Source organism: Rhizobium sp. FG113 (assembly GCF_057809895.1).
Genome location: NZ_JBMDKV010000001.1, coordinates 975769 through 995894 on the forward strand (window position 1 = coordinate 975769; position 20126 = coordinate 995894).

General features: G+C 61.2%; 21 protein-coding genes. 15 read left to right on the plus strand and 6 right to left on the minus strand.

The genetic code is table 11. The annotated features are described in order from the left end of the window. Window positions 1-7: 7 nt before the first annotated feature. Together ACODTZ_RS04275 and ACODTZ_RS04280 are read right to left on the minus strand one after the other, a co-directional pair. The gene (locus ACODTZ_RS04275; protein WP_489024793.1) at window positions 8-1825 is read right to left on the minus strand and encodes a bifunctional diguanylate cyclase/phosphodiesterase; all 1818 of its coding nucleotides are present in this window, start codon (window positions 1823-1825) and stop codon (window positions 8-10) included. Between the two features lie 121 nt (window positions 1826-1946). Next, complete coding sequence (locus ACODTZ_RS04280) at window positions 1947-2198, minus strand: DUF982 domain-containing protein (RefSeq protein ID WP_047503574.1); 252 nt, start codon at window positions 2196-2198, stop codon at window positions 1947-1949. A 168-nt stretch (window positions 2199-2366) separates the two neighbouring features. Between ACODTZ_RS04280 and ACODTZ_RS04285 the strand changes: the two genes are divergently transcribed. The 5 genes from ACODTZ_RS04285 to ACODTZ_RS04305 all read left to right on the plus strand — a co-directional run bounded on the left by ACODTZ_RS04285 (window position 2367) and on the right by ACODTZ_RS04305 (window position 6067). Continuing rightward, window positions 2367-2585 (plus strand): hypothetical protein, encoded by a 219-nt coding sequence (locus ACODTZ_RS04285; protein WP_489023993.1) that lies wholly within the window; start codon window positions 2367-2369, stop codon window positions 2583-2585. A 180-nt stretch (window positions 2586-2765) separates the two neighbouring features. Then, entirely contained in the window at window positions 2766-3365 is a 600-nt protein-coding gene (locus tag ACODTZ_RS04290) for a nitroreductase family protein (RefSeq protein WP_489023995.1), read from the plus strand. Between the two features lie 90 nt (window positions 3366-3455). Then, on the plus strand, window positions 3456-4373 hold the full coding sequence (locus ACODTZ_RS04295; protein ID WP_489023997.1) for a LysR family transcriptional regulator: 918 nt from the start codon (window positions 3456-3458) through the stop codon (window positions 4371-4373). Between the two features lie 110 nt (window positions 4374-4483). Next, on the plus strand, window positions 4484-5440 hold the full coding sequence (locus ACODTZ_RS04300) for a glutathione S-transferase family protein (protein ID WP_489023999.1): 957 nt from the start codon (window positions 4484-4486) through the stop codon (window positions 5438-5440). Between the two features lie 12 nt (window positions 5441-5452). After that, window positions 5453-6067 carry an alpha/beta hydrolase gene (locus tag ACODTZ_RS04305; RefSeq protein WP_489024001.1) on the plus strand — a complete coding sequence of 205 codons (615 nt, stop codon included), beginning with the start codon at window positions 5453-5455 and terminating at the stop codon, window positions 6065-6067. A 62-nt stretch (window positions 6068-6129) separates the two neighbouring features. Here ACODTZ_RS04305 and ACODTZ_RS04310 read toward each other — a convergent pair whose 3' ends face one another. Together ACODTZ_RS04310 and ACODTZ_RS04315 are read right to left on the minus strand one after the other, a co-directional pair. Next, window positions 6130-6831 carry a dihydrofolate reductase family protein gene (locus ACODTZ_RS04310; protein WP_112950392.1) on the minus strand — a complete coding sequence of 234 codons (702 nt, stop codon included), beginning with the start codon at window positions 6829-6831 and terminating at the stop codon, window positions 6130-6132. Continuing rightward, window positions 6831-7229, minus strand: coding sequence for a (R)-mandelonitrile lyase (locus tag ACODTZ_RS04315; RefSeq protein ID WP_111565086.1), 399 nt, complete (start codon window positions 7227-7229; stop codon window positions 6831-6833). The genes ACODTZ_RS04310 and ACODTZ_RS04315 overlap by 1 nt, the downstream gene beginning before the upstream one ends. A 186-nt stretch (window positions 7230-7415) precedes the next feature. On the opposite strand from ACODTZ_RS04315, the gene ACODTZ_RS04320 reads away from it, so the two are divergent. From ACODTZ_RS04320 to ACODTZ_RS04350, 7 genes are all read left to right on the plus strand, one after another. Then, entirely contained in the window at window positions 7416-9086 is a 1671-nt protein-coding gene (locus tag ACODTZ_RS04320; protein ID WP_489024003.1) for an amidohydrolase, read from the plus strand. A 117-nt stretch (window positions 9087-9203) separates the two neighbouring features. Further along, window positions 9204-10304, plus strand: coding sequence for an ABC transporter ATP-binding protein (locus ACODTZ_RS04325; protein WP_489024005.1), 1101 nt, complete (start codon window positions 9204-9206; stop codon window positions 10302-10304). Between the two features lies 1 nt (window position 10305). Beyond that, window positions 10306-11226 (plus strand): ABC transporter permease, encoded by a 921-nt coding sequence (locus tag ACODTZ_RS04330; RefSeq protein ID WP_489024007.1) that lies wholly within the window; start codon window positions 10306-10308, stop codon window positions 11224-11226. Continuing rightward, the gene (locus ACODTZ_RS04335; protein WP_112981824.1) at window positions 11219-12019 is read left to right on the plus strand and encodes an ABC transporter permease; all 801 of its coding nucleotides are present in this window, start codon (window positions 11219-11221) and stop codon (window positions 12017-12019) included. The genes ACODTZ_RS04330 and ACODTZ_RS04335 overlap by 8 nt, the downstream gene beginning before the upstream one ends. Before the next feature lie 22 nt (window positions 12020-12041). Then, a complete protein-coding gene (locus ACODTZ_RS04340; protein WP_489024009.1) occupies window positions 12042-13076 on the plus strand; it encodes an ABC transporter substrate-binding protein in 1035 nt (344 codons plus the stop codon). 68 nt (window positions 13077-13144) lie between these two features. Further along, on the plus strand, window positions 13145-14176 hold the full coding sequence (locus ACODTZ_RS04345) for a histone deacetylase family protein (RefSeq protein WP_489024011.1): 1032 nt from the start codon (window positions 13145-13147) through the stop codon (window positions 14174-14176). A 21-nt stretch (window positions 14177-14197) separates the two neighbouring features. Further along, window positions 14198-15346, plus strand: a complete 1149-nt coding sequence (locus ACODTZ_RS04350; protein WP_489024012.1) for a serine hydrolase domain-containing protein — start codon at window positions 14198-14200, stop codon at window positions 15344-15346. 10 nt (window positions 15347-15356) lie between these two features. Here ACODTZ_RS04350 and ACODTZ_RS04355 read toward each other — a convergent pair whose 3' ends face one another. Further along, window positions 15357-16244, minus strand: a complete 888-nt coding sequence (locus ACODTZ_RS04355) for a DUF6030 family protein (RefSeq protein WP_489024014.1) — start codon at window positions 16242-16244, stop codon at window positions 15357-15359. 344 nt (window positions 16245-16588) lie between these two features. Between ACODTZ_RS04355 and ACODTZ_RS04360 the strand changes: the two genes are divergently transcribed. Continuing rightward, entirely contained in the window at window positions 16589-17191 is a 603-nt protein-coding gene (locus ACODTZ_RS04360) for an outer membrane protein (RefSeq protein WP_489024016.1), read from the plus strand. Window positions 17192-17513: 322 nt separating this feature from the next. Here ACODTZ_RS04360 and hutC read toward each other — a convergent pair whose 3' ends face one another. Next, window positions 17514-18269, minus strand: coding sequence for a histidine utilization transcriptional repressor HutC (hutC, locus tag ACODTZ_RS04365; protein WP_489024018.1), 756 nt, complete (start codon window positions 18267-18269; stop codon window positions 17514-17516). Between the two features lie 186 nt (window positions 18270-18455). Between hutC and ACODTZ_RS04370 the strand changes: the two genes are divergently transcribed. Next, entirely contained in the window at window positions 18456-19298 is an 843-nt protein-coding gene (locus tag ACODTZ_RS04370) for a transporter substrate-binding domain-containing protein (RefSeq protein WP_489024019.1), read from the plus strand. Window positions 19299-19394: 96 nt separating this feature from the next. Continuing rightward, window positions 19395-20120 carry an ABC transporter permease gene (locus ACODTZ_RS04375; RefSeq protein ID WP_489024021.1) on the plus strand — a complete coding sequence of 242 codons (726 nt, stop codon included), beginning with the start codon at window positions 19395-19397 and terminating at the stop codon, window positions 20118-20120. Window positions 20121-20126 lie beyond the last annotated feature (6 nt).

Here is a 20126-nt window from a genome sequence, read left to right on the forward strand (position 1 = left end):
GCCTGGCTTATGCCAGACGTGACATCGCCTGCTCGTCGGACGTCGGATGCTGACCGAACTCGCGCAACAGCCATGCGGCCGAATGGCGGTCGACCGCCTTGTGAAACAGATAGCCCTGCCCCAGCAGACATCCAAGCGCGCGCAGATGCTCGGCCTGCATCTCCGTTTCTATTCCCTCGGCAACGACACGGATGCCGAGCTTCTCGGCGATCCCCATCAGACCCTCGATGATGACCGCGCCCGCGTCACCCGGCACCAGTCGATCGACGAATGACTTGTCGATCTTGATGATATCGACGGGAACGGTGAGCAGATGCGTCAGCGACGCAAAGCCGGTCCCGAAATCATCAAGGGCGACGCGAAGGCCCCGGGACCGCATGGCCTTGATCTCGTTTGCCACGACATGATCGCCCTGGCCGAGATAGACGGATTCCGTGACCTCGATGATGACGTGCTTCAGCGGTATGCCTGATGCCGCGAATGCGCTGCACAGTCGCTCCTGAAGATGACCGGCGTGAAAATCCGCAGCCGACAGATTGATACCGACATGCTGGAATGGCAGGCCCATATCCAGCCAGCGGCGGACATCAGCCGCAACGCGCGACAGCATGCGCTCGGTCAACTCGGACGCTACCTGGGCATCCAGCGTCGCATCATGGAAGTTCGCCGCGGATACCACGTCTCCGGCCTGTGTGGTCATGCGACATAGGGCCTCGAAGCCGACGACCTCGCGCGTGTCGAGGCGAAGGATCGGCTGATAGTGGGCGTCGATACGGTTCTGCGCCAGCGCCACACTGACGTCGCGGATGGCGCGGAAGCGGCGCGTCAACGCGGTCCCCAACCCCGCATGATAGGCTGTGTACTGACCACGATTACGCTCCTTGCCGTGATAGAGCGCGACATCGGCATTGTGCCGGACCTGCTCGGGCGTGTCGTCGATCTCGGCAATCGCGCCACCAATACTGGCCGCCGGAAAGATCACGTGGCCATCACACTGCGCCGGCCTCTTGATCTCGCGGAGAATGTCTTCCGCCTTCGCGGCGAGATCCGGCTCCGGGCCGTCATGCAAAATGACCGCGAACTCATCACCACCCAGTCGGAACGTCGTTTCGGTCGGCATGGTGGCGGCCATGCGGCGCGCGACGACCTGGATGAGTGCGTCACCCGCGCCATGACCGAACGTGTCGTTCACCAGCTTCAAGTTGTCGACGTCGACAAGCAGCATGCCCCAGCTTCGCTCGGCGGATCGATGCTGCTGTTTGAGCACCTCGTTGAACCGCGCGCGATTGGGCAGCCCCGTAAGCGCATCCGTATAGGTCAGCGCTTCGCGCTCAAGCGCGCGCTCGTTTCTCTCAAGGGCGATCGCGCAGAGATGCACGCATGCATCCACCACGTCGCGCTTAAGCTGGCTGGGCCCGCGCTTTTCACGGAAGTAAAAGGCGAAGGTCGCCAGAACACGATCGCCGCTCATGATTGGCGTCGACCAGCAGGCCTTGAATCCTAGGGGGAGAACCATGGCCTTGAAGTCCTGCCAGCGCGCATCGTTTTCGATGTCGGTAACAGTCACCGGCACGCCATGATAGGCCGCCGTCCCGCAGGAGCCGGCGAGAGGGCCGATGGCCAGATTGTCCACGGCCTGCGAATAAGTGAGCGGCAGTGACGGGCCCGCGAGCGGATGCATGCGGCCATCCTTGACCGTCAGCACCGAACAGACGGTCCAGGGGATGGCGGCCTCCACGCGCGTGCAAAGATCATGGACGACGGCGCCGAGCGGCTCGCCCTTGGCGATCATTTCAAGAATGGCATTCTGCAGCGTCAGCATGATTGTCCCACTCGAGATTACGAAACCCATAGTGGCACGCTCGTGTTCAAATCGGATTGAATGCATCATTAAACTTCTATCTTTGCACTCTACCTAAATAAGATTTTTCTGATTTCTGCTCCGGCTATCGTTCCTTGACGTAAACATTGGCCTCGACAGCTGCCGCGATGAAGGCATTTCGTGCCTCCGAAGGCGGTCTCTTGCCGCTTAGAACCTGCTGGCAGGTGCGCTTGGCGGTCTTCAGACTGCGCCCGCGCGCGATTGGCCACGCCGTATTCAACGCCGTGGCGGCCTCGCTTGTATTCGTCACTGTTCGAAATTCGCCGTATCTGCTCGCCTGGAAGTAGATCGGCCGGCTCCATCGTTTCGGGTCCATAACGCAATACCTCCGATATCGGTTAACGCATGTGCGGTTGTGGTGTTCCAATATTTGAACTCATCGTCGATACCGAATGGTCGACGACGATTTTGCGCGACTGTGCTTCGCCGGTCATAGCGCCCCGGCGGATACGCGTTACGGTGGTGCGAAACGGGGGCGGATGCGATGACGAAGACAGACTGGCCAAAAGAGGCGCTGACATCGGAAGCAATGGAGATGCTGGATCGCATCCTCAGGCAATGGTGCCTTGAGCAGAACTGCGACGTGAGCAGTGACCGGGGTCAGGCGACCGCCAAGGCGTTGATCGACTGGTTTGAATTCGGCGTGCAGGAAGAGAAAGAGCTCGCGCGGCTGGCGCGCGACGAGTTGCCGCTGAAGTCATAGCCTTCGGAGGGCACGGGCGAAACGGTCACAAGATCGCGATGACGCAAAAAAAATCTCGCGCGCTTGATGCAACGCAATATGCATATCCGTTCGCATGCACTATCCCTTCTTGCCGGCCGCATGTCGCTGCTCCTCCCAGCAGCAGGGTGGCCGCATATATGAAAAAGGATAGCGCCCCACATGACGAATACTTTGATTGAATCCATCAAGAAGCGCCGCAGCCAGTATGCTCTCGGCAAGACCCTGCCGATCTCCCAGGAAGAAACCACCAAGCTTATTCAGGAAGCCGTGAAGCACACGCCGTCTTCCTTCAACTCGCAGAGCTCGCGTGTTCTGGTTCTCTACGGTGCGGAGAACGACAAGCTCTGGGGCTTCGTGATGGACGCGCTGCGCAAGATCGTTCCTGCCGATGCGTTTGAATCGACTGAAAAGCGCATCAACAGCTTTGCCGCCGGTGCCGGCACCGTTCTCTTCTTCGAAGACCAGGACGTCGTGAAGGGCCTGCAGGAAAAGTTCGCGCTTTACGCCGACAACTTCCCGATCTGGTCGGAGCAGTCGAGCGGCATGACGCAGTTCGCCGTCTGGTCGGCTTTGGCCGCATCCGACATCGGCGCCAGCCTGCAGCACTACAACCCGCTGGCCGACGCCGAGATCGCAGCCGCGTGGAACATCCCCGCCTCGTGGAAGCTGCGCGCACAGATGCCGTTCGGCGCCAACTCCGCCGCCTTCGGCGAAAAGGCGTTTATGGACGACAGCGACCGCTTCAAGGTCTTCGGCTGATAACGCTTGCCGGCGGCGTCATGCGCCGCCGGTTTTTCTGACTGGGCGATGAATGCTCTCGTGCCGGTGCGTTGGTAAGAGGACAGCGATTTGGACCGTCTCGAATGTGACCGCATGTTCGTAGCCGTCATCGATACGGGGAGCTTCGCTGCCGCAGCAGCCCGTCTCGGCACGAGTAGCGGCCAGGCTTCGAAACTGGTCTCACGCCTAGAGGCAAGCCTCGGCGTTCAGCTGATCATGCGAACGACGCGCGCGCTGTCGCTTTCGGAAGCGGGACGCGCCTATTACGAGCGGGTTAAATCGCTTCTTGAGGAATTCGACGCGCTTGATGCCTCGGTGCGCAATGCCTCGCGCGCGCCGTCGGGCCGATTGCGGATAACCGCGCCGATCACCTTCGGCACCACGCAGCTCACGTCCGTGCTCAATCAGTTCGCGATGGCTTTTCCTGATATCAATCTCGACGTCAGTTTCTCGGACCGTACCGTCAATCTCGTCGATGAAGGATTTGACGCCGCGGTGCGCATCGGGCGCCCTGACGACAGCAGCCTGATCGCGCGCAAGCTTTGCGCTGCGCGCATCGTGCTCGTTGCCGCCTCGTCCTATCTCGACCAGCGCGGTCTGCCGGTGACGCCGGCGGACCTCGCGGCTCACGACTGCATCATAGACACCAATTTCCGCGATCCGCTCACTTGGCGCTTCCGCGACAAGGCCGGTTCGCAGCCCATCGTGACAGAAGTCCGCGGGCGCATTGAGTTTTCGAACGCCGAGGCCTGCGTCGCCGCAGCCGAAGCGGGCTTGGGGATCGCGCGCGTACCGAGCTTCGTTGCCGGCGCACGACTTCGTCTTCAGGCGGTGCGTCCTTTGCTTTCCGATTTCGAGGATGAACCGCGCGGCCTCTACGCGGTCTATCCCCCTGCCCGGCATCTGGCGCTGAAAGTCAGAGTGCTCGTCGACTTTCTGGCCGACGCTTTTCGCGGACAACCGGTGTGGGACAAGGATTGGGACTGATTACTTCCATTTCGGAAGGAAATATTCTCTTCATGACCGGATAATCATCCATCTGGAATTGCGCCATATCAAGCTCCAACGACGCGCAAGAACAGATCAGGAGTTCAGTCATGCTCGTGGATGGCAAGTGGACCGCCGATTGGCACCCCGTACAGGCAACCGATGCCAAGGGCGGTTTCGTCCGGCAGATTTCGGGTTTCCGCAACTGGGTTACCCCCGATGGCAGCGTCGGGCCAACAGGTGACGGCGGCTTCAAGGCCGAGGCCGGCCGCTACCATCTCTACGTCGCGCTGATCTGCCCCTGGGCCTCGCGCACGCTGATCGGCCGGGCGCTCAAGAAGCTGGAAGATGTGATTTCGGTCTCGGTCGTCGAACCGGCGCTATCCGATCAGGGCTGGCGCTTTGGAGACTATCCAGGCACCAATCGCGATGAGCTCAACGGCGCCACCTACATGCACGAGATCTACACCAGCGCCGACCCACATTACACGGGCCGCGCGACCGTACCTGTGCTCTGGGACAAGGAACGCCGCACCATCGTCAACAACGAGTCGGCGGATATCCTGCGGATGCTCAACTCCGGCTTCGGCGCGCTTGCCGATGGCGCGGTCGATCTCTATCCGGAAGATCTGCGCCCCGAGATCGACGCCCTTAACGAGCGCATCTATCCGCAGCTCAACAACGGCGTTTATCGGACCGGCTTCGCGACGACACAGGTCGCCTACGAGGAAGCCTTTGCCGAGGTCTTCGCGATGCTCGACGAACTGGAGGCGCGCCTTGAAGGACAGCGACCATTCCTTTTTGGTACGCGACTGACGGAGGCCGATGTCCGCCTCTTCGTAACGCTCATCCGCTTCGATGCCGCCTATAACGGGCTCTTCAAGTGCAACCTGCGCCGGCTGGCGGATTATCCGAACCTCAGCCGCTATGTCGACCAGATGCTTGCGATACCGGGTATCCGCCAGACGGTCAGCATCGATCACATCAAGCGCGGCTATTACTCGATCAAGGCGCTGAACCCGACCGGGATCGTTCCCGTCGGCCCGCAGCTTCCGTTCGAGATCTGAAAGGAAACAGCCATGTCGACAATCGCATCCCACATGCTTGTGATCATGCTACACGGCGTCGGTTCGAGCGGCGCCGATCTCGCGCCCCTGGCCAATGTCTGGAAAGACGCCCTCCCCGGCGCCGTCTTCGCTTCGCCGAACGCGCCAAGCCACTCCAGCTTCGGCGCAGGCTACCAGTGGTTCAGCGTGGCGGGTGTCACCGAGGAGAACAGAAGCGAGCGTATCAAGGGTGCGCGCCCGGCTTTTGACGCCACAATATCGTCGATCATCAAGGAGAATGGCTTCGCCGATCGGCTCGATCGCGTCGTCCTGGTGGGTTTCTCGCAGGGCACCATCATGGCGCTCGATGCCGTGGCATCTGGGCGGTGGCCTGTCGGCGCCGTCGTCGGCTTCTCCGGCCGCCTCGCCTCGCCGCTTCCGCTTGCGCCTGCGGTCAAGACGCCGGTGCTCCTGGTGCATGGCAGCGCCGATCCGGTCATTCCGGCGGCCGAAACAACCCGTGCCGCGGCGGCTCTCGAGACGCTTGGCGTGGACGTTGAGACGATCATCGTTCCCGGGCTTGGCCATACAATTTCATCGGATGGCGCTGCCCGGGCGGGTGCGTTCATGGCTGAAGCGCTTAAGTAATTCAAGCTCTCGGCAAAATGTGAAGCGTTGCGCCAAGCTCGGCGCAACGCTCTCTCGGAAGGCTAGGCCGAAGCCTTGACCGTGTATTTAAGGTGCAACAGGCCATCATCAAGCTTGTCGCAGGAAAGCAGCGAAAGCTCGGATTTGCCCGCCAGACCATCCTGACCGTATTCGATGAAACGGTCGCTCCCCTTGCGCGCGTCGATGGCAGGGGCAACCAGCAGGCTCAGCTCATCGACCAGGCCCGCCGCGAAGAACGAACCGTTGACACCGGCTCCGCCTTCCAGAAGCAGACGGCGGATATTGAATTCGCGTCCCAGTGTTTCCAGCAGGCTGGATAGATCCATCTCTTGCCCGTCGGACACGATATAGGACACGCCGTCGGCGACGAGCTCGGCCAGATGCTGATCACTGACATCCTTACCGAGCAGCACGATGAAATGATCGCCATCGAGATCGCCGCCGTTGAAATGCAGCTTGCCGTGCTGGTCGACAGCGATTGCAAAGCTCTTGGCGTCGCGGTTGGCAACGTGCAGCGACCGGCTGACGTCGAATGGTCCGGCTGGCGGATGCGCGCCGGCCTTTGATATCTCGGCCATCGTGACGCGCCCGACCAGCCATCCGTCGGCGTTCATCGTCTTGTGAATTGTCTCGTAGGCGGTCGACCACCCCGCCCGGTTTCCATCCGGGCTTGCCGTCCAGCGGCTAGGGTGAAGCCCGCCATCGAGCGAAGTGATCATATGGCAGATGATGTGTGGCTTCATCACGCGGCCGAGCCCCTGTAATCCTGATCTGCGACCTTCTCCATCCAGGTAACAGCGGAGCCATCTTTCATTTCCGCGATGGCGAGGTGGCTCATTGCGCAATCCGGGGAAGCACCGTGCCAGTGCTTTTCACCGGGCTCGAACCACACGATATCGCCGGGCCGGATTTCCTGGACCTCTCCGCCTTCGCGCTGAATCAAGCCAAGGCCCGAAAGCACGATCAGGGTCTGACCGAGGGGGTGGGTGTGCCAGGCGGTGCGGGCGCCGGGCTCGAAGGTCACGGTCGCACCGCTCAGGCTGCCGCTGCCGTTGAATGGCGCATCGATGCGCACCGTTCCGGTGAAATAGTCTTCCGGGCCCTTTGCAGAGGCTTTTGCGCCGCTTTTCCTGATTTCCATTGTCTTGCTCCTGTGACAGGTCTGATAACTCACTGTGCCACATAGGCCAGACGTCCCGCGAGGACTAGGTGTCTGACACGGCATAATCCTATGCGAACACTTCATGAATGGCTGGGCACGCGAGGCGGTTGAATTCGCCGCGGGCATAGGCTTAGCTCGTTACAGTCCTTCAGCAGCGAGCATCCCATGACATCGACGGCCGACATCCTCGTAATCAACGCCCGCGTTCTCACTCTCGATCCCAATCACCCTGAAGCCCAGGCGGTGGCGCTTGGCGATGGGAGGATCATCGCCGTCGGTACGGAGGAGGAGATCAAGGCTCTCCACGGTCCCGCAACGCGGGTGATCGACGCGCACAAGAAAACGATATTGCCGGGCTTCTCGGAAAACCACATGCACCTGTTTTCCGGTGCCGCCGAGCTGGATCATCTTCAGTTGAAGGGCGTGACGGGACTGGCCGCGCTGACCGAGGCCATCCGTGACTATGCGCAGGGTCGGCAAAGGCAGAAGGTACTTTTTGCCCAGGGCGTTGACTACAATATTCTCGGCGAAGCAGAGCCACTGACCCGCCAGCATCTGGACGCCATCCTGCCAGATCAGCCGCTCGTTCTCTTCGCGCCCGATCACCATACGGCATGGGCGAATACCGTCGCGCTTGAACTGGTGGGCATTCTCCACGGCGCCGACCTCAGACCCGGCAACGAGGTTGTGGTAGGCGCCGACGGGCTGGCAACCGGCGAGCTCCGGGAAATGGAAGCCTTCAGCCCGCTTCAGGCCGCCGGCGGTTTCGATCGTTATCGGCTGGGTCTATCGACAGGCGGCGAGCCCGAGCCATATCCGGATGCCGCGCAGTGGGCGCAGGACATCGCCGTGATGCGAACGGGCCTTGCCTATTGCGCCCGCCACGGCATCACCACAGTCCAGAACATGGACGGCAATCTCTATCAGCTGCAACTGCTCGCAGCGATCGAGAAAGAGGATGGCCATCTGCCCTGCCGCGTGCAGATCCCCTTCCATTTCAAGAATTTCATGTCGCTCGACATGCTGGAGAAAGCCGCAAACATGGCGGCCAACTACAAGAGCGACTGGCTCTCCTCCGGCCTCGTCAAACTCTTCTATGACGGCGTGATCGAAAGCGGCACCGCCGTGATGGTCGAGCCCTATGCCGACAAGCCCGGCGATCGTGGCGAGGGCCTCTTCACGCCGGAAGCGTTTCGCGCGGTTGCCGTCGAGGCCGATCGGCGCGGCCTGCAGATTGCGGTTCACGCGATCGGCGACGGCGCCGTCCGGGCGGTGCTTGATGGTTACGCGGCGGCGCGCGAAGAGAATGGTGCGCGCGACAGCCGCCATCGCATTGAACATATCGAGGTCGTGCATCCAGACGACATCAAGCGTTTCGCCGAACTCGGCGTCATCGCCTCCATGCAGCCTCCCCATCCGCCAGGCTGCGCCGGCCTGCCGCTGGAGCCAACGATCTCGCGCATCGGCAAGGACCGCTGGCCGGTCAGCTACGCTTGGCGCGCGCTGAAGGACGCCGGTGCCCATATCTGCTTCGCTTCCGATTGGCCCGTGTCGCCGATCGATCCGCTGGTCGGCCTCAAGGCGGCGGTGACGCGCAAGAAATGGAGCGACGGCGATCCGGATCAATCCTTCTCGTTGCAGGAAGCGCTCGCCGCCTATTGCGTCGAGGGCGCTTACGCCGAGTTCAAGGAAGATCGCAAGGGCATGATCAGGCAGGGCTACGTCGCCGATATCGTCATTCTCGACAGCGATATCGAGGCGATCGACCCCGATGATCTCGACACCATCAAGCCCGTGACGACCATCTGCGGCGGGCGCATTAGTTTTTCCGATTGATAAATATTTTCTACCGGAAGCGTAAAATCGGGTTGTCAATGCGCGAGGCGTGTGGTCACCTAGCCAAAAGCCGAAAAGGCGGGGACAGCAGCATCAGCAACCACGAGTGGGCCGCATATGGCGGGATTGAACGCGATTGAGATTCGCAGTGTTTCCAAGGTGTTCGGCTTTGGTGAGTACGCATTTTCCGCGGTAGACGACGCATCGGTTTCCATCAGGCAGAATGAGTTTTTCACCCTTCTCGGGCCATCCGGCTGCGGCAAGACAACGCTCCTGCGCCTGATCGCCGGCTTCGAATACCCGACCTCGGGCGAGATCATGTTGAACGGCGATAACATCGCCGCGATGCTGCCATTCAAGCGGCCGATCAACACGGTCTTCCAGAGCTACGCGCTTTTCCCGCACATGACGGTCGCCGAGAATATCGGCTTCGGCCTCACCATGCTTGGCCGGCCGAAGCAGGAGATCCGCGACCGGGTCGCGGCGATGCTCAAGCTGGTGCGCATGGAAGCGCTCGCCAACCGCCGCACCAGCCAGATTTCCGGGGGGCAGCAGCAGCGCGTGGCGCTTGCCCGCGCACTGGCGCCACAGCCGAAGGTGCTTCTGCTCGACGAGCCCTTGTCCGCGCTGGACTACAAGCTGCGCAAGGACATGCAGATAGAGCTGAAGCGCCTGCAAGCCGAAACCGGGATCACCTTCATCTTCGTCACCCACGACCAGGAAGAAGCGCTGACCATGTCGGACCGCATCGCCGTGATGTCGGCGGGAAAAATCCTGCAGGTCGGCAATCCCAGAGAAATATACGATGCGCCGACCGACCGCTTCGTGGCCGACTTCATCGGCGAGACGAACTTCCTGAAGGGGCGCATTCACGCGGTGAATTCAGGGATCGCGGAGGTGGAAACCGCCGCCGCCGGCCGCATTTCGGCGACGATGCCTAGCAACTTTTCCGATGACGGAGAGGTCACCCTGGTGCTGCGGCCGGAACACGCCGCCCTTTGCGGGCCGGCGGATTATGCGCGCTGCCAGATGACGGGCACGCTGGAGACGATCGTCTATTTCGGCACCGATACACATTATCACGTCCGCCTCGCCGACAACGAAACCCTGTTCACGCTGCGCGAGCAGAACAAGCCGCTGCAGGCTGCGCGGTACGCCGAGGGTGACAGGGTCGGCATCGCGATCGAGCCCAATGCCGCCAGGGTGCTGAGGAGCTGACATGACCCATGTGGCGGATGTGATCGAAGCGGAAAAGAGCCGGGACATCCGGACACGCTGGCTTCTTTCGCTCCCCGCCCTGTTGATCATCCTCGCGGCCGCGAGCGGGCCGCTTCTGATCGTCGTCGCCTATTCGTTTCTGACGCCGGGGCCTTATGGCGACGTCGTCTGGGTGCCCTCCATCGAGGGTTGGATCAACGTCGTACTGCAGCAGGACATTTTCGACGGCTCGCTATCCATGGCCGACGCTCATGTCTCGATCTTCATCCGCTCGGTTGTCCTGTCGCTTGCCACCACGCTGCTTACGCTCGCCATCGGCTTTCCCACCGCTTACTTCATCGCCACCCGCCGCGAGACGACACGCGAGCTCTGGCTGCTTTTGATCACCATTCCCTTCTGGACCAATCTCTTGATCCGCACCTTCGCGATCCTGGAAATCATTCGCAATGAAGGGCTGATCAACGGCTTGCTCATGCGCTTCGGGCTGATCTCGAAGCCGATACAGATGCTTTTCACCGACGGCGCGATCCTCACCGGCATGGTCTACGTCTACCTGCCGCTGATGGTCCTGCCGCTCTATGCCAGCATGGAGAAGATCGATTTCCGCTTGGTCGAGGCCGGATACGACCTCTACGCGACGCCGTCCAAGGTGCTGCGCCGGATCATCATTCCGCTGGTCAAGCCGGGCATCATCGCCGGCTCCATCCTCGTCTTCATCCCCGCGCTCGGCGCCTACGTCACCCCCAGCATCCTCGGCGGCGGCAAGAACCTGATGCTTGGCAACCTGATCGAACTGCAGTTCGGACAGGGCCGTAACTGGCCGCTCGGTTCGGCACTGTCGATCACGCTGATGATGATCGTGATGATCGCCCTGCTCTTCTATGTGCGCAATGCGGGCGGGCAGGAGAGCCGGCATGGCTAGATCATTTTCCATCAGGCGCCAGCGCGGCTTCACGACGATCGCGATGATCTGCTTCGCGGCGCTCTATTTGCCGATCGGCGTGCTGGTCTTCTATTCGTTCAACGCCGGTGAATCGCTCGCTTCGTTCGACGGCGTGTCGCTGCGCTGGTTCCAGAAGGCCTTCGAGAACAAGCAGGTGATCGACGCCTCGCTGCGCTCGCTGCAGATCGCGGCGATCGCCGCCGTCGTCTCGACGATCGCGGCGACGATGGCGGCGCTTGCGACCACGCGGACCGCGCCCTATCGCGGCCTGACGATGAAGTATGCCTTCATCAACCAGCCGCTGATGATCCCCGAGATCGTCACCGCTGTCGCCCTTCTGATCTTCTTTGCCCGCATCAAGATCTGGACCGGCTACGCCGGCATCGGCTACCTCATCGCCGCCCATACGGCCTTCTGCATCCCCTTTGCCTATCTGCCGATCCGAGCGCGGCTCGAAAACATGGACCTGACGCTGGAGAAGGCGGCGGCTGACCTCTATGCGACGCCGTGGAAGGCCTTCCGCCATGTGACGCTGCCGCTGCTGTGGCCGGGCATCCTCGCCGGCTTCATGCTGGCCTTCGTCATCTCGCTCGATGACGTCGTCATCACCGAATTCGTCAAATCCGCAGGCCAGGACACGCTTCCGACCTACATGCTCGGCCAGATCCGCCGCTCCATCACGCCTGAAATGAACGCGATCTCGACGCTATTTCTCGGCCTGTCGATCCTCGTCGTCTCCATCTTCTTTGTCGTCAATCGAAAACGTGCCTGAAAACAAGAGAGGGAACATGCGCATGAAACGGATGACTTCGACAATCGCCCTTATGGCGGCACTTCTTGGCACCGCGGGCCTCGCCCATGCCGAGGGTGAGCTCAACATCTACAACTGGGGCAACTACACCAGCCCCGAGATGATCAAGAAGTTCGAGGACAAATACAAGGTCAAGGTCACGATCACCGACTATGATTCCAACGACACGGCGCTTGCCAAGGTTCGCCAGGGCGGCTCCGGCTTTGACATGGTCGTGCCCTCGCAGAACTACATTCCGATCTGGATTTCCGAGGGTCTGCTGCTTGAGACCGATCCGGACAAGATGGAAAACTTCAAGAACGTGGCCAAGGAATGGGCCAACCCCGACTTCGATCCCGGCCGCAAGTACACCGTTCCGTGGGCGATGGGTATCGTCGGCACGGTCGTCAACACCGACGTCTACAAGGGTGACATCAACACCTGGGGCATCATCTTCGACACGCCGGCGGAGCTGAAAGGCAAGGTCAACGTCGTCCCCGAAATGACCGATGTCATCGACGCGGCCGTGCTCTACAATGGCGGCAAGAAGTGCACCGGCGATCTGGCCGTGCTCAAGAAAGTGCGCGACACGCTGCTGAAAGCCAAGCCCGACTGGGTGGCGATGGAGTACGGCACCATCGAGAAGATGGGTTCCGGAGACTTCGCGGCATCGAGCGACTGGAACGGCTCGGCCTTCCGCCAGCGCCTCAAGAACCCCGCGATCAAGTTCGGCTATCCCAAGGAAGGCTACGTCAACTGGAGTGACAATCTCTCCGTCCTCAAGGATGCCAAGAATGTCGAGAACGCCAAGCTGTTCCAGAACTTCATGATGGATCCCGAAAACGCCGGGATGAATTCCGGTTTCCATCGCTATGCAAATGGCATTGCCGGCTCCGACAAGTTCATGCCGGAGGATATGAAGAATGCACCGGAGATCAACATTCCGGCGGAATTCGCGTCCGTCGGCGTACCATCCCAGACCTGCCCGCCTGATGTTCAGGCGCTCTACACGAAGATCTGGACCGAGCTGCAAAAATAAGCCCCGATCTCGGCACTCCGCCCTTGATGGTGCGGGGTGCCACCCTTTTCCCGCAGATGGATGTTTTGATGAAGACCGTCTTTTCTCCCCGCCATCGCGGGCATGCCAACCAGCTTGAGCTCGTGGCGGGCGATATCGTGCCCGGCTTCGAGCTGACCTCGCGGGCGGAGTACATCGCCGCCCGTGTCGCGGCGGTCGAACTTGGCGCAATCATCGAACCGGCGGAGCACGATCTGACGACGGCGGCGCGGGTTCACCGTCAGGACTATCTCGATTTCCTGCCGACGATCTGGGACCGCTGGACGACGGAGGGACGCAGCGGAACGGCGCTGCCCTTCACATGGCCGACCCGTGGTCTGCGTGGCGACGTGCTTCCTGAATTCATCGATGGCCTCCTCGGCTATTACTCCTTCGACGCCGGCTGCGGCATCGTCGAGGGCTCGTGGGACGCGATCAAATCCTCGCACGACGTGGCGCTGACGGCAGCCAGCCTGGTGCAATCCGGCGAACGCGCCGCCTTCGCGCTCTGCCGCCCGCCAGGCCACCATGCCGGCGCCGGTTTCATGGGTGGCTATTGCTATATCAACAACGCGGCCGTGGCCGCGCAATGGCTGCGTGACAACGGCGCCAAGCGGGTATCGATCCTCGACGTGGACTACCACCACGGCAACGGCACGCAGGAGATTTTCTACGCGCGTGATGATGTGCAGGTCATCAACCTGCATGCCGATCCGATGCAGGAGTACCCCTATTTTCTCGGCCATGCCGACGAGCGGGGTATCGGCGCCGGCGAAGGCTTCAACCTCAACTACCCCATGCGCTTCGGCACCGACTGGACGAGGTGGAGCCAGTCCATGGACGACGCCTGCGGCAAACTGCTGTCCTACGCGCCAGACGTGGTGGTCGTTTCGCTTGGCGTCGATACGTTCGAGAAGGACCCGATCAGCAAGTTCAAGCTCAGGACGGAGGACTTTCCGAAGATCGGCGAGCGGATCGCCAGGCTCGGGCTTCCGACGCTGTTCGTCATGGAAGGCGGCTATGCCGTCGAGGAGATCGGCGTCAACGCGGTCAGCGTTCTGACCGGTTTTGAAGGCGCATGATTGCCTGAAGGGAGTGATGGAATGCCTGAGCTGCTCTTCAATCGCGCGGACGTGACACTCGCCAACTGGCGCACCGTCCCATACAGCCGCTGGTCCTTCGAGCATGTTAGCGAGATTGTCCCCTCGGCGATCATCCCGGGCACGCGCGGACGAGAAAGTACCGGGCCAATCAGCCTCGGTGCACTGTCAGGCATCTCGTTTGCGGGTCTGAAAGGTGCACCGTCATTGCTGCCGGACTTTCTGGCCGAAAGCGAGACCGATGAGCTCGTCGTCATGAAAGACGGATGCGTCATCGCCGACTGGTCGGCGCCGCATTCCGATCCAACGCGCGCCCACATCATATTCTCCGTCTCCAAGTCGCTGACAGGGCTGCTCGGCGGAATTCTCGCGGACAAAGGCCTGCTGTCTTTCGAAAGCCCGATCAGCCGCTATGTACCCGAGGTCGCCGGCTCGGCCTATGCTGATGCAACGGTGCAGCAGCTCTTCGACATGGAGATCAGCGTCGATTTCGTGGAGAGCTATCTCGACACCTCAGGTGGTTTCGAGCGCTACCGCCGCTCCACCGGATGGAATCCTGAAAAGCCTGGCGATCCCGCACCGGATCTGAAGACGTTCATCTGCGGCATCGGCAAGGGTGCTAGAGCACACGGCGAGAAGCACGCTTATCGCTCGCCGAACACCGACCTTGCCGGCATCGTTCTCGAGCGGGCCGTTGGGGCGCGCTTCGCCTCGCTGCTCAGCGACCACCTGTGGAAGGCAAGCGGCGCCGGAGCGGACGCCATGGTCACCGTCGACCGTATCGGTACCGCGCGCGCTGCGGGCGGCATTTCGGCCACCGCACGGGACCTTGCCTTGGTGGGAGAACTCGTGCGCAGGCGTGGCGCCGGGATCGTGTCAGAGGACTTCATCGCCGACCTCTGGTCGCGCAAGCGCCGCGAGGCATGGAAGAACGGCGATCAGCTGGAGCTGTTTCCGGAAGGAAGCTACCGCAGTTACTGGTATGAGACGGGCGCCGGAGAGCTGGCGGCGATCGGCATTCATGGCCAGTGGATTTGGATCCACCCGGAGAGTGAAACTGTCATCGTCAAACTGTCGTCGCAGCGGTTGCCGGTTGATCCGGCCCTTGACCACGCGATCGTGCGGATGATGCGGGCGATCTGTGGCTCATAGCCGCTCCCGGTCAGCGGGAGGCCACGCCCTGTTGGCGATACGCACCTTGCTTCGACGCCAACGGGTTGATCGGCAAGGAGAGTTCGGCAATCCGGGGGTCTGGCGCTTCGACCCATCGCTCCGGCGAGAAATATGCCTTGGTGCGGGTCTGCGGCCCGGAACCGGCGGCAACGACGAGCATGAAATTGTAGCTATCCTGGCTCTCGGGGTCGCGCCTGAAGCTGAAATAGGCGCCAAACCGCTCGTTTTCGAAATCACGAAGACTGCTGATCGGCGCTAGAGCGTCCTGAAAATCGCTCCACCCCGCCTGGCGGACCAGTGTCTCGAATATCTTCATGTGACCGACGTCCAGCCGCCCTTCGGCGTCCGTCGGCGGACCGACGAGCCGTCCCCGGATTTCCACGATGTCGCCGCTGGCGTTGCCCTTGACCCTCAGGAAGACCGAGTTCAGCGGCCGAACGTCGTTCTTCTTGTATATGCGCTGGAAATAGCATTCGTGGCTGGTGCTGCGCATAGACGGCGCGCGCCATTCGCTTGTCTCTATACCGGCATCGCGCAGCGCCTTGCAGACGGTAGGTCCGGATACCCGCCACATGCGCAAGAACTGAGCCGCCACGTCGGGTTCCGGGGCTTCGATCAAGCGAACGGGGATGTCGACCGGTTGCGCCGGCGGTGGCGTGGACGTCGCGGCCGGCTCGACAATCATGGGCGGCTGTGGCGGCTCATCGAAGATCTGAACTCCGACATAGCGAAAGAGGTCTTCGAACCGCTGAGGATCGCCAAGAAACAGCGCCGCGACCGCGAAGCACGGCAGGATGAGGAAGAATATCGACCAGACGGACCTGCGGATATTGCTCCGCAACGGCACCCTTACCTGTTCTTGTGATGCATCACTCACCAAATCCATCACCTTCGCGGCTGGATTATAAGTTAAAGCTCATACTCACAATGGTTCAATACATTCGAATTAGCAATCGCTTGATCGCGAATTCATGCTGCAACGCGAAAAAATCAGTCGGCGTTACCATCCGCCATGTGTGTTGAGCGGCAGGAATACACCAGCAATCACATCCGCGAGATTGGCCGGCAAGTTAAGAAACTATTTATGAAATCGTGAAAATTAGAGATGGACGATCGTGGCAATGCGGCATTCGCGCGCGTTGCACCCCAATGACGTGGTTCAATGAGTAAATGCTCACGCGCTCGACGGTGCGTAGCAATGCGTATGGAGTATAGCGTATCATGAGTATCAAGCACTTCGCGGCAGCCCTTGCCGTTAGCCTTCTTGCCTCGCCGGTTCTTGCCGCCGATTTCGGCGCCTACGACCAGCCGTCCTCCGGCAGCTGGGAAGGCGCCTATGCCGGTGTTCACGGCGGCATGGCCTCCCCGAACCTCAACCCCTTCTCCGGCAACAAGGGCCTGAGCGTCGGCGGACAGGCCGGCTACAACACCATGGTTGGCGGTGCGGTCGTTGGCGGCGAAGTCGAAGCCTCCTATCGCGGCGACAGCCGCGTGAAAGTGGAAGACGGCAAGCTGAAAGAGCGCCACCGCCTGAGCGCCAAGGGCAAGGTCGGCGCACCGATCGACCAGACGCTGATCTATGGAACGGCCGGCTTCGCGATGACCAACTTCCGCGACAACGGCAACATCGCCGGCCCCGACGGCTGGAAGCCAGGCTACATCCTCGGCGCCGGCGTCGAGCAGAAGCTGACGTCCAATGTTTCGGCTCGCGTCGAATATAACTACACGATCACCAACAGCGTGCGTACCTTCTCCAACGGTGTCGGCACGACCGGCAACGTCCACGACCACACGCTGAAAGCCGGCCTGAACGTTAGCTTCTAACAGCAGCAAGGATGGCGTCAGCAATTGTTGGCGCCATCTCCTCGTGCAAAAGATCTCCGGTGCTGCCTGCACACCAGCGCGCGCCGGATCGTGCGCCCTGGCCCAATGTGGTCAGATGGATTGCTTGCGAGGGGTATGCGGTGCTTCGCGCCGATGTCGCAGATCCCCGAGTTGTTTCGCGTTCGCAGAAGCGCCGATAACAAGCCTGACGCTCACCCCGGAAAGACAGGGGCTTACGCCCTCCCCACTTGGCCAGTTCCCCGTGCATGAGCCCGAGCTAAATCCGGCCTGACTCAAGTACCATATACAACATAGGCGCCAATTACTCTTCGAACACCTTGCCGCTTCGCGCTTCGAGGCGATAGCGGTGCGCGGGATAGACCAGTCGGGCTGTCGACACCACCTGGCGGCCAGACCATGTCCGGCGCCGAATGGTCAGGCAGGGTTCGCTTCTCAGGATCGTCAGCAGTTTGCACTCCCAGGCCTGCGGCATCGCCGCCTCCACCACATGCTCGGAGCCACTGAGCGGCGCTGCAGCTACCAGATAAGCGTTCGGCGTCTGGGACGAAAAATCTTGACTGAGATAGTCCGGCGCAGCCGCCGGATTGACGAAACGGTCCTCGATCTGGACCGGAACGCCATTTTCGCTGTGCACGATCAGCGAATGAAAGACCGGCGCGCCGATATCGAGATCGAGCGCGTCCGCAGTCTCCGGAGATGCGGGCTCTTCAGCGATCACAATGACCGCCGCTTCGTGCGAATGCCCGCGCTCCGCGATCTCGTCGGCGATGTTTCTGACCTCGAATAGCGGTGAGTAGCCTTTGCGCTCCGCCACGAACGAGCCGACGCCCTGGATGCGAACGAGCTCCCCTTCCGCTGCCAATTCGCGCAGCGCGCGGTTCGCCGTCATCTTACTGACGCCGAGTTCGGCGACCAGTTCATTCTCGGAGGGCACGCGGAATTTCGGCGGCCATTCGCCGCTCTGGATACGGTCGAGAATCATCTGCTTGACACCGACATAGAGCGGCGCGCTATCGTTCTGCGCAAGCTCACGCTTCATCTCGCTGGAATGCTTCATTGCCTATTCCTTTTGCACGAATGAAATCCGCCCATTCAATCGACTTTCCTCTTGCATAACACAAATTATCTCATATGGTACCCTATACAACCACCTGATCAACTTCTCTTCGAAGGATGGCAGGCAAGCCGGCGTAGATCGGCATCACGCGGCCGCAAGGCCATCGTCACTTCAGAGGAGATCTCTATGAAACTCGCAGCCATTCTTCTTTCCAGCGCCGTCGCGCTTTCCGGGCTCGTCGCTCCCGTTTCCGCCAAGGACTGGAAGACCGCCACCATCACGCTCGAAGGCGCCTATGCGCCATGGAACATGACGAATGCCGACGGCACGCTCGGCGGCTTCGAACCCGAACTGGCCAAGGTTCTGTGCGAACGCGCCAAGATCGAATGCACGCTCGTGGCTTCGGATTGGGACGGCATGATCCCGGCACTGAACGCCGGCAAGTTCGATGTCATCATGGATGCGCTGTCGATCACCGAAGAGCGCAAGCAGATCATCGACTTCACGGTGCCCTATGCCGCGACGCCGGCTGCTTTCGCCACTGCCAAGGACAGCCCGCTGGCCAATGCTGCCGGCACTGGCGTGACCATCAAGATGACGCCCGGCCAGACCGGCGTGAAGGAAATCGACGCGCTGAAGGAAGCCTTCAAGGGCAAGACGATCGGCATCCAGGCCGCCACCGTCTATGCGAAGTTCGTCTATGACAACTTCGGTGATATCGCCCAGATCCGCGAATACAAGACGGGCGCCGATCGGGACCTCGACCTGCAGAACGGACGTATCGACCTCGGCTTCGACGACGCCGTCTATTTCAACAGCGCGTTCGAGACGGCCGGCGGCGCACTCGCCTTTACCGGCCCGGAGATCGTCGGATCGATCTGGGGCGAAGGTGAAGGACTTGGCATCCGCAAGGCCGACACCGACCTGCGCGACAAGTTCAGCGAAGCGATCAAGTCGGCGCTTGCCGATGGCACCGTGAAGAACCTGTCGATGAAGTGGTTCAAGATCGACGTCAGCCCGCAGCAGTAAGGCCTCCGGCAAACACAGCCCGGTCTCCGACGCAAGCGCCGGAGACCGCATGTCTGACAACGTCGCCGATCGAGCGACGCATGCGGGGAACGTGCCATGGCATCATTGTCACTGATTGGATTCGGCTCCGGCGGATGGGGCGCGCTGCTGCTTTTTGCCGCCTTCATCACGCTGTGCGTAACGGCGACAGCGCTCGTGATCGGCGCGGTGATCGGCGCGATCGTCGCTGCTGCGAAGCTGTCCGGCAACCTCGTGTTCGCCACGCTCGGCAATATCTACACGACCGTCTTTCGCGGCGTGCCTGAACTTCTCATCATCTACCTGATCTATTTCGGCGGCTCCTCGGCGGTCACCGCAATCGGCAAGGCGATGGGCTACGAGGGTTTCCTCGGCATGCCGTCTTTCATCGCAGGCGCGCTGGCGGTCGGCATCATCTCCGGCGCCTATCAGGCCGAAGTCTTTCGCGGTGCCTTCCAGGCGATTTCTAAGGGCGAACTCGAGGCAGCGTCGGCGATCGGCATGAACCGCGCATTGCGTTTCCGCCGCATCATCATGCCCCAGGTCTTCCGCTTCGCCATTCCCGGCATCGGCAATGTCTGGCAGCTGAGCCTGAAGGATTCCGCGCTGATCTCCGTTACCGGCCTTGCCGAGCTGATGCGCACCAGCCAGGTGGCGGCGGGTTCGACGCGGCAGTATTTTCTGTTCTTCATCGTCGGCGGCATTCTCTATCTGATCCTGACCAGCCTGTCGGACCGCGTCTTCAACGGCGCCGAACGACGCGCCAACCGCAGCATGCCGACGGCGGCGATGGGAAAGGCATAAGGACAA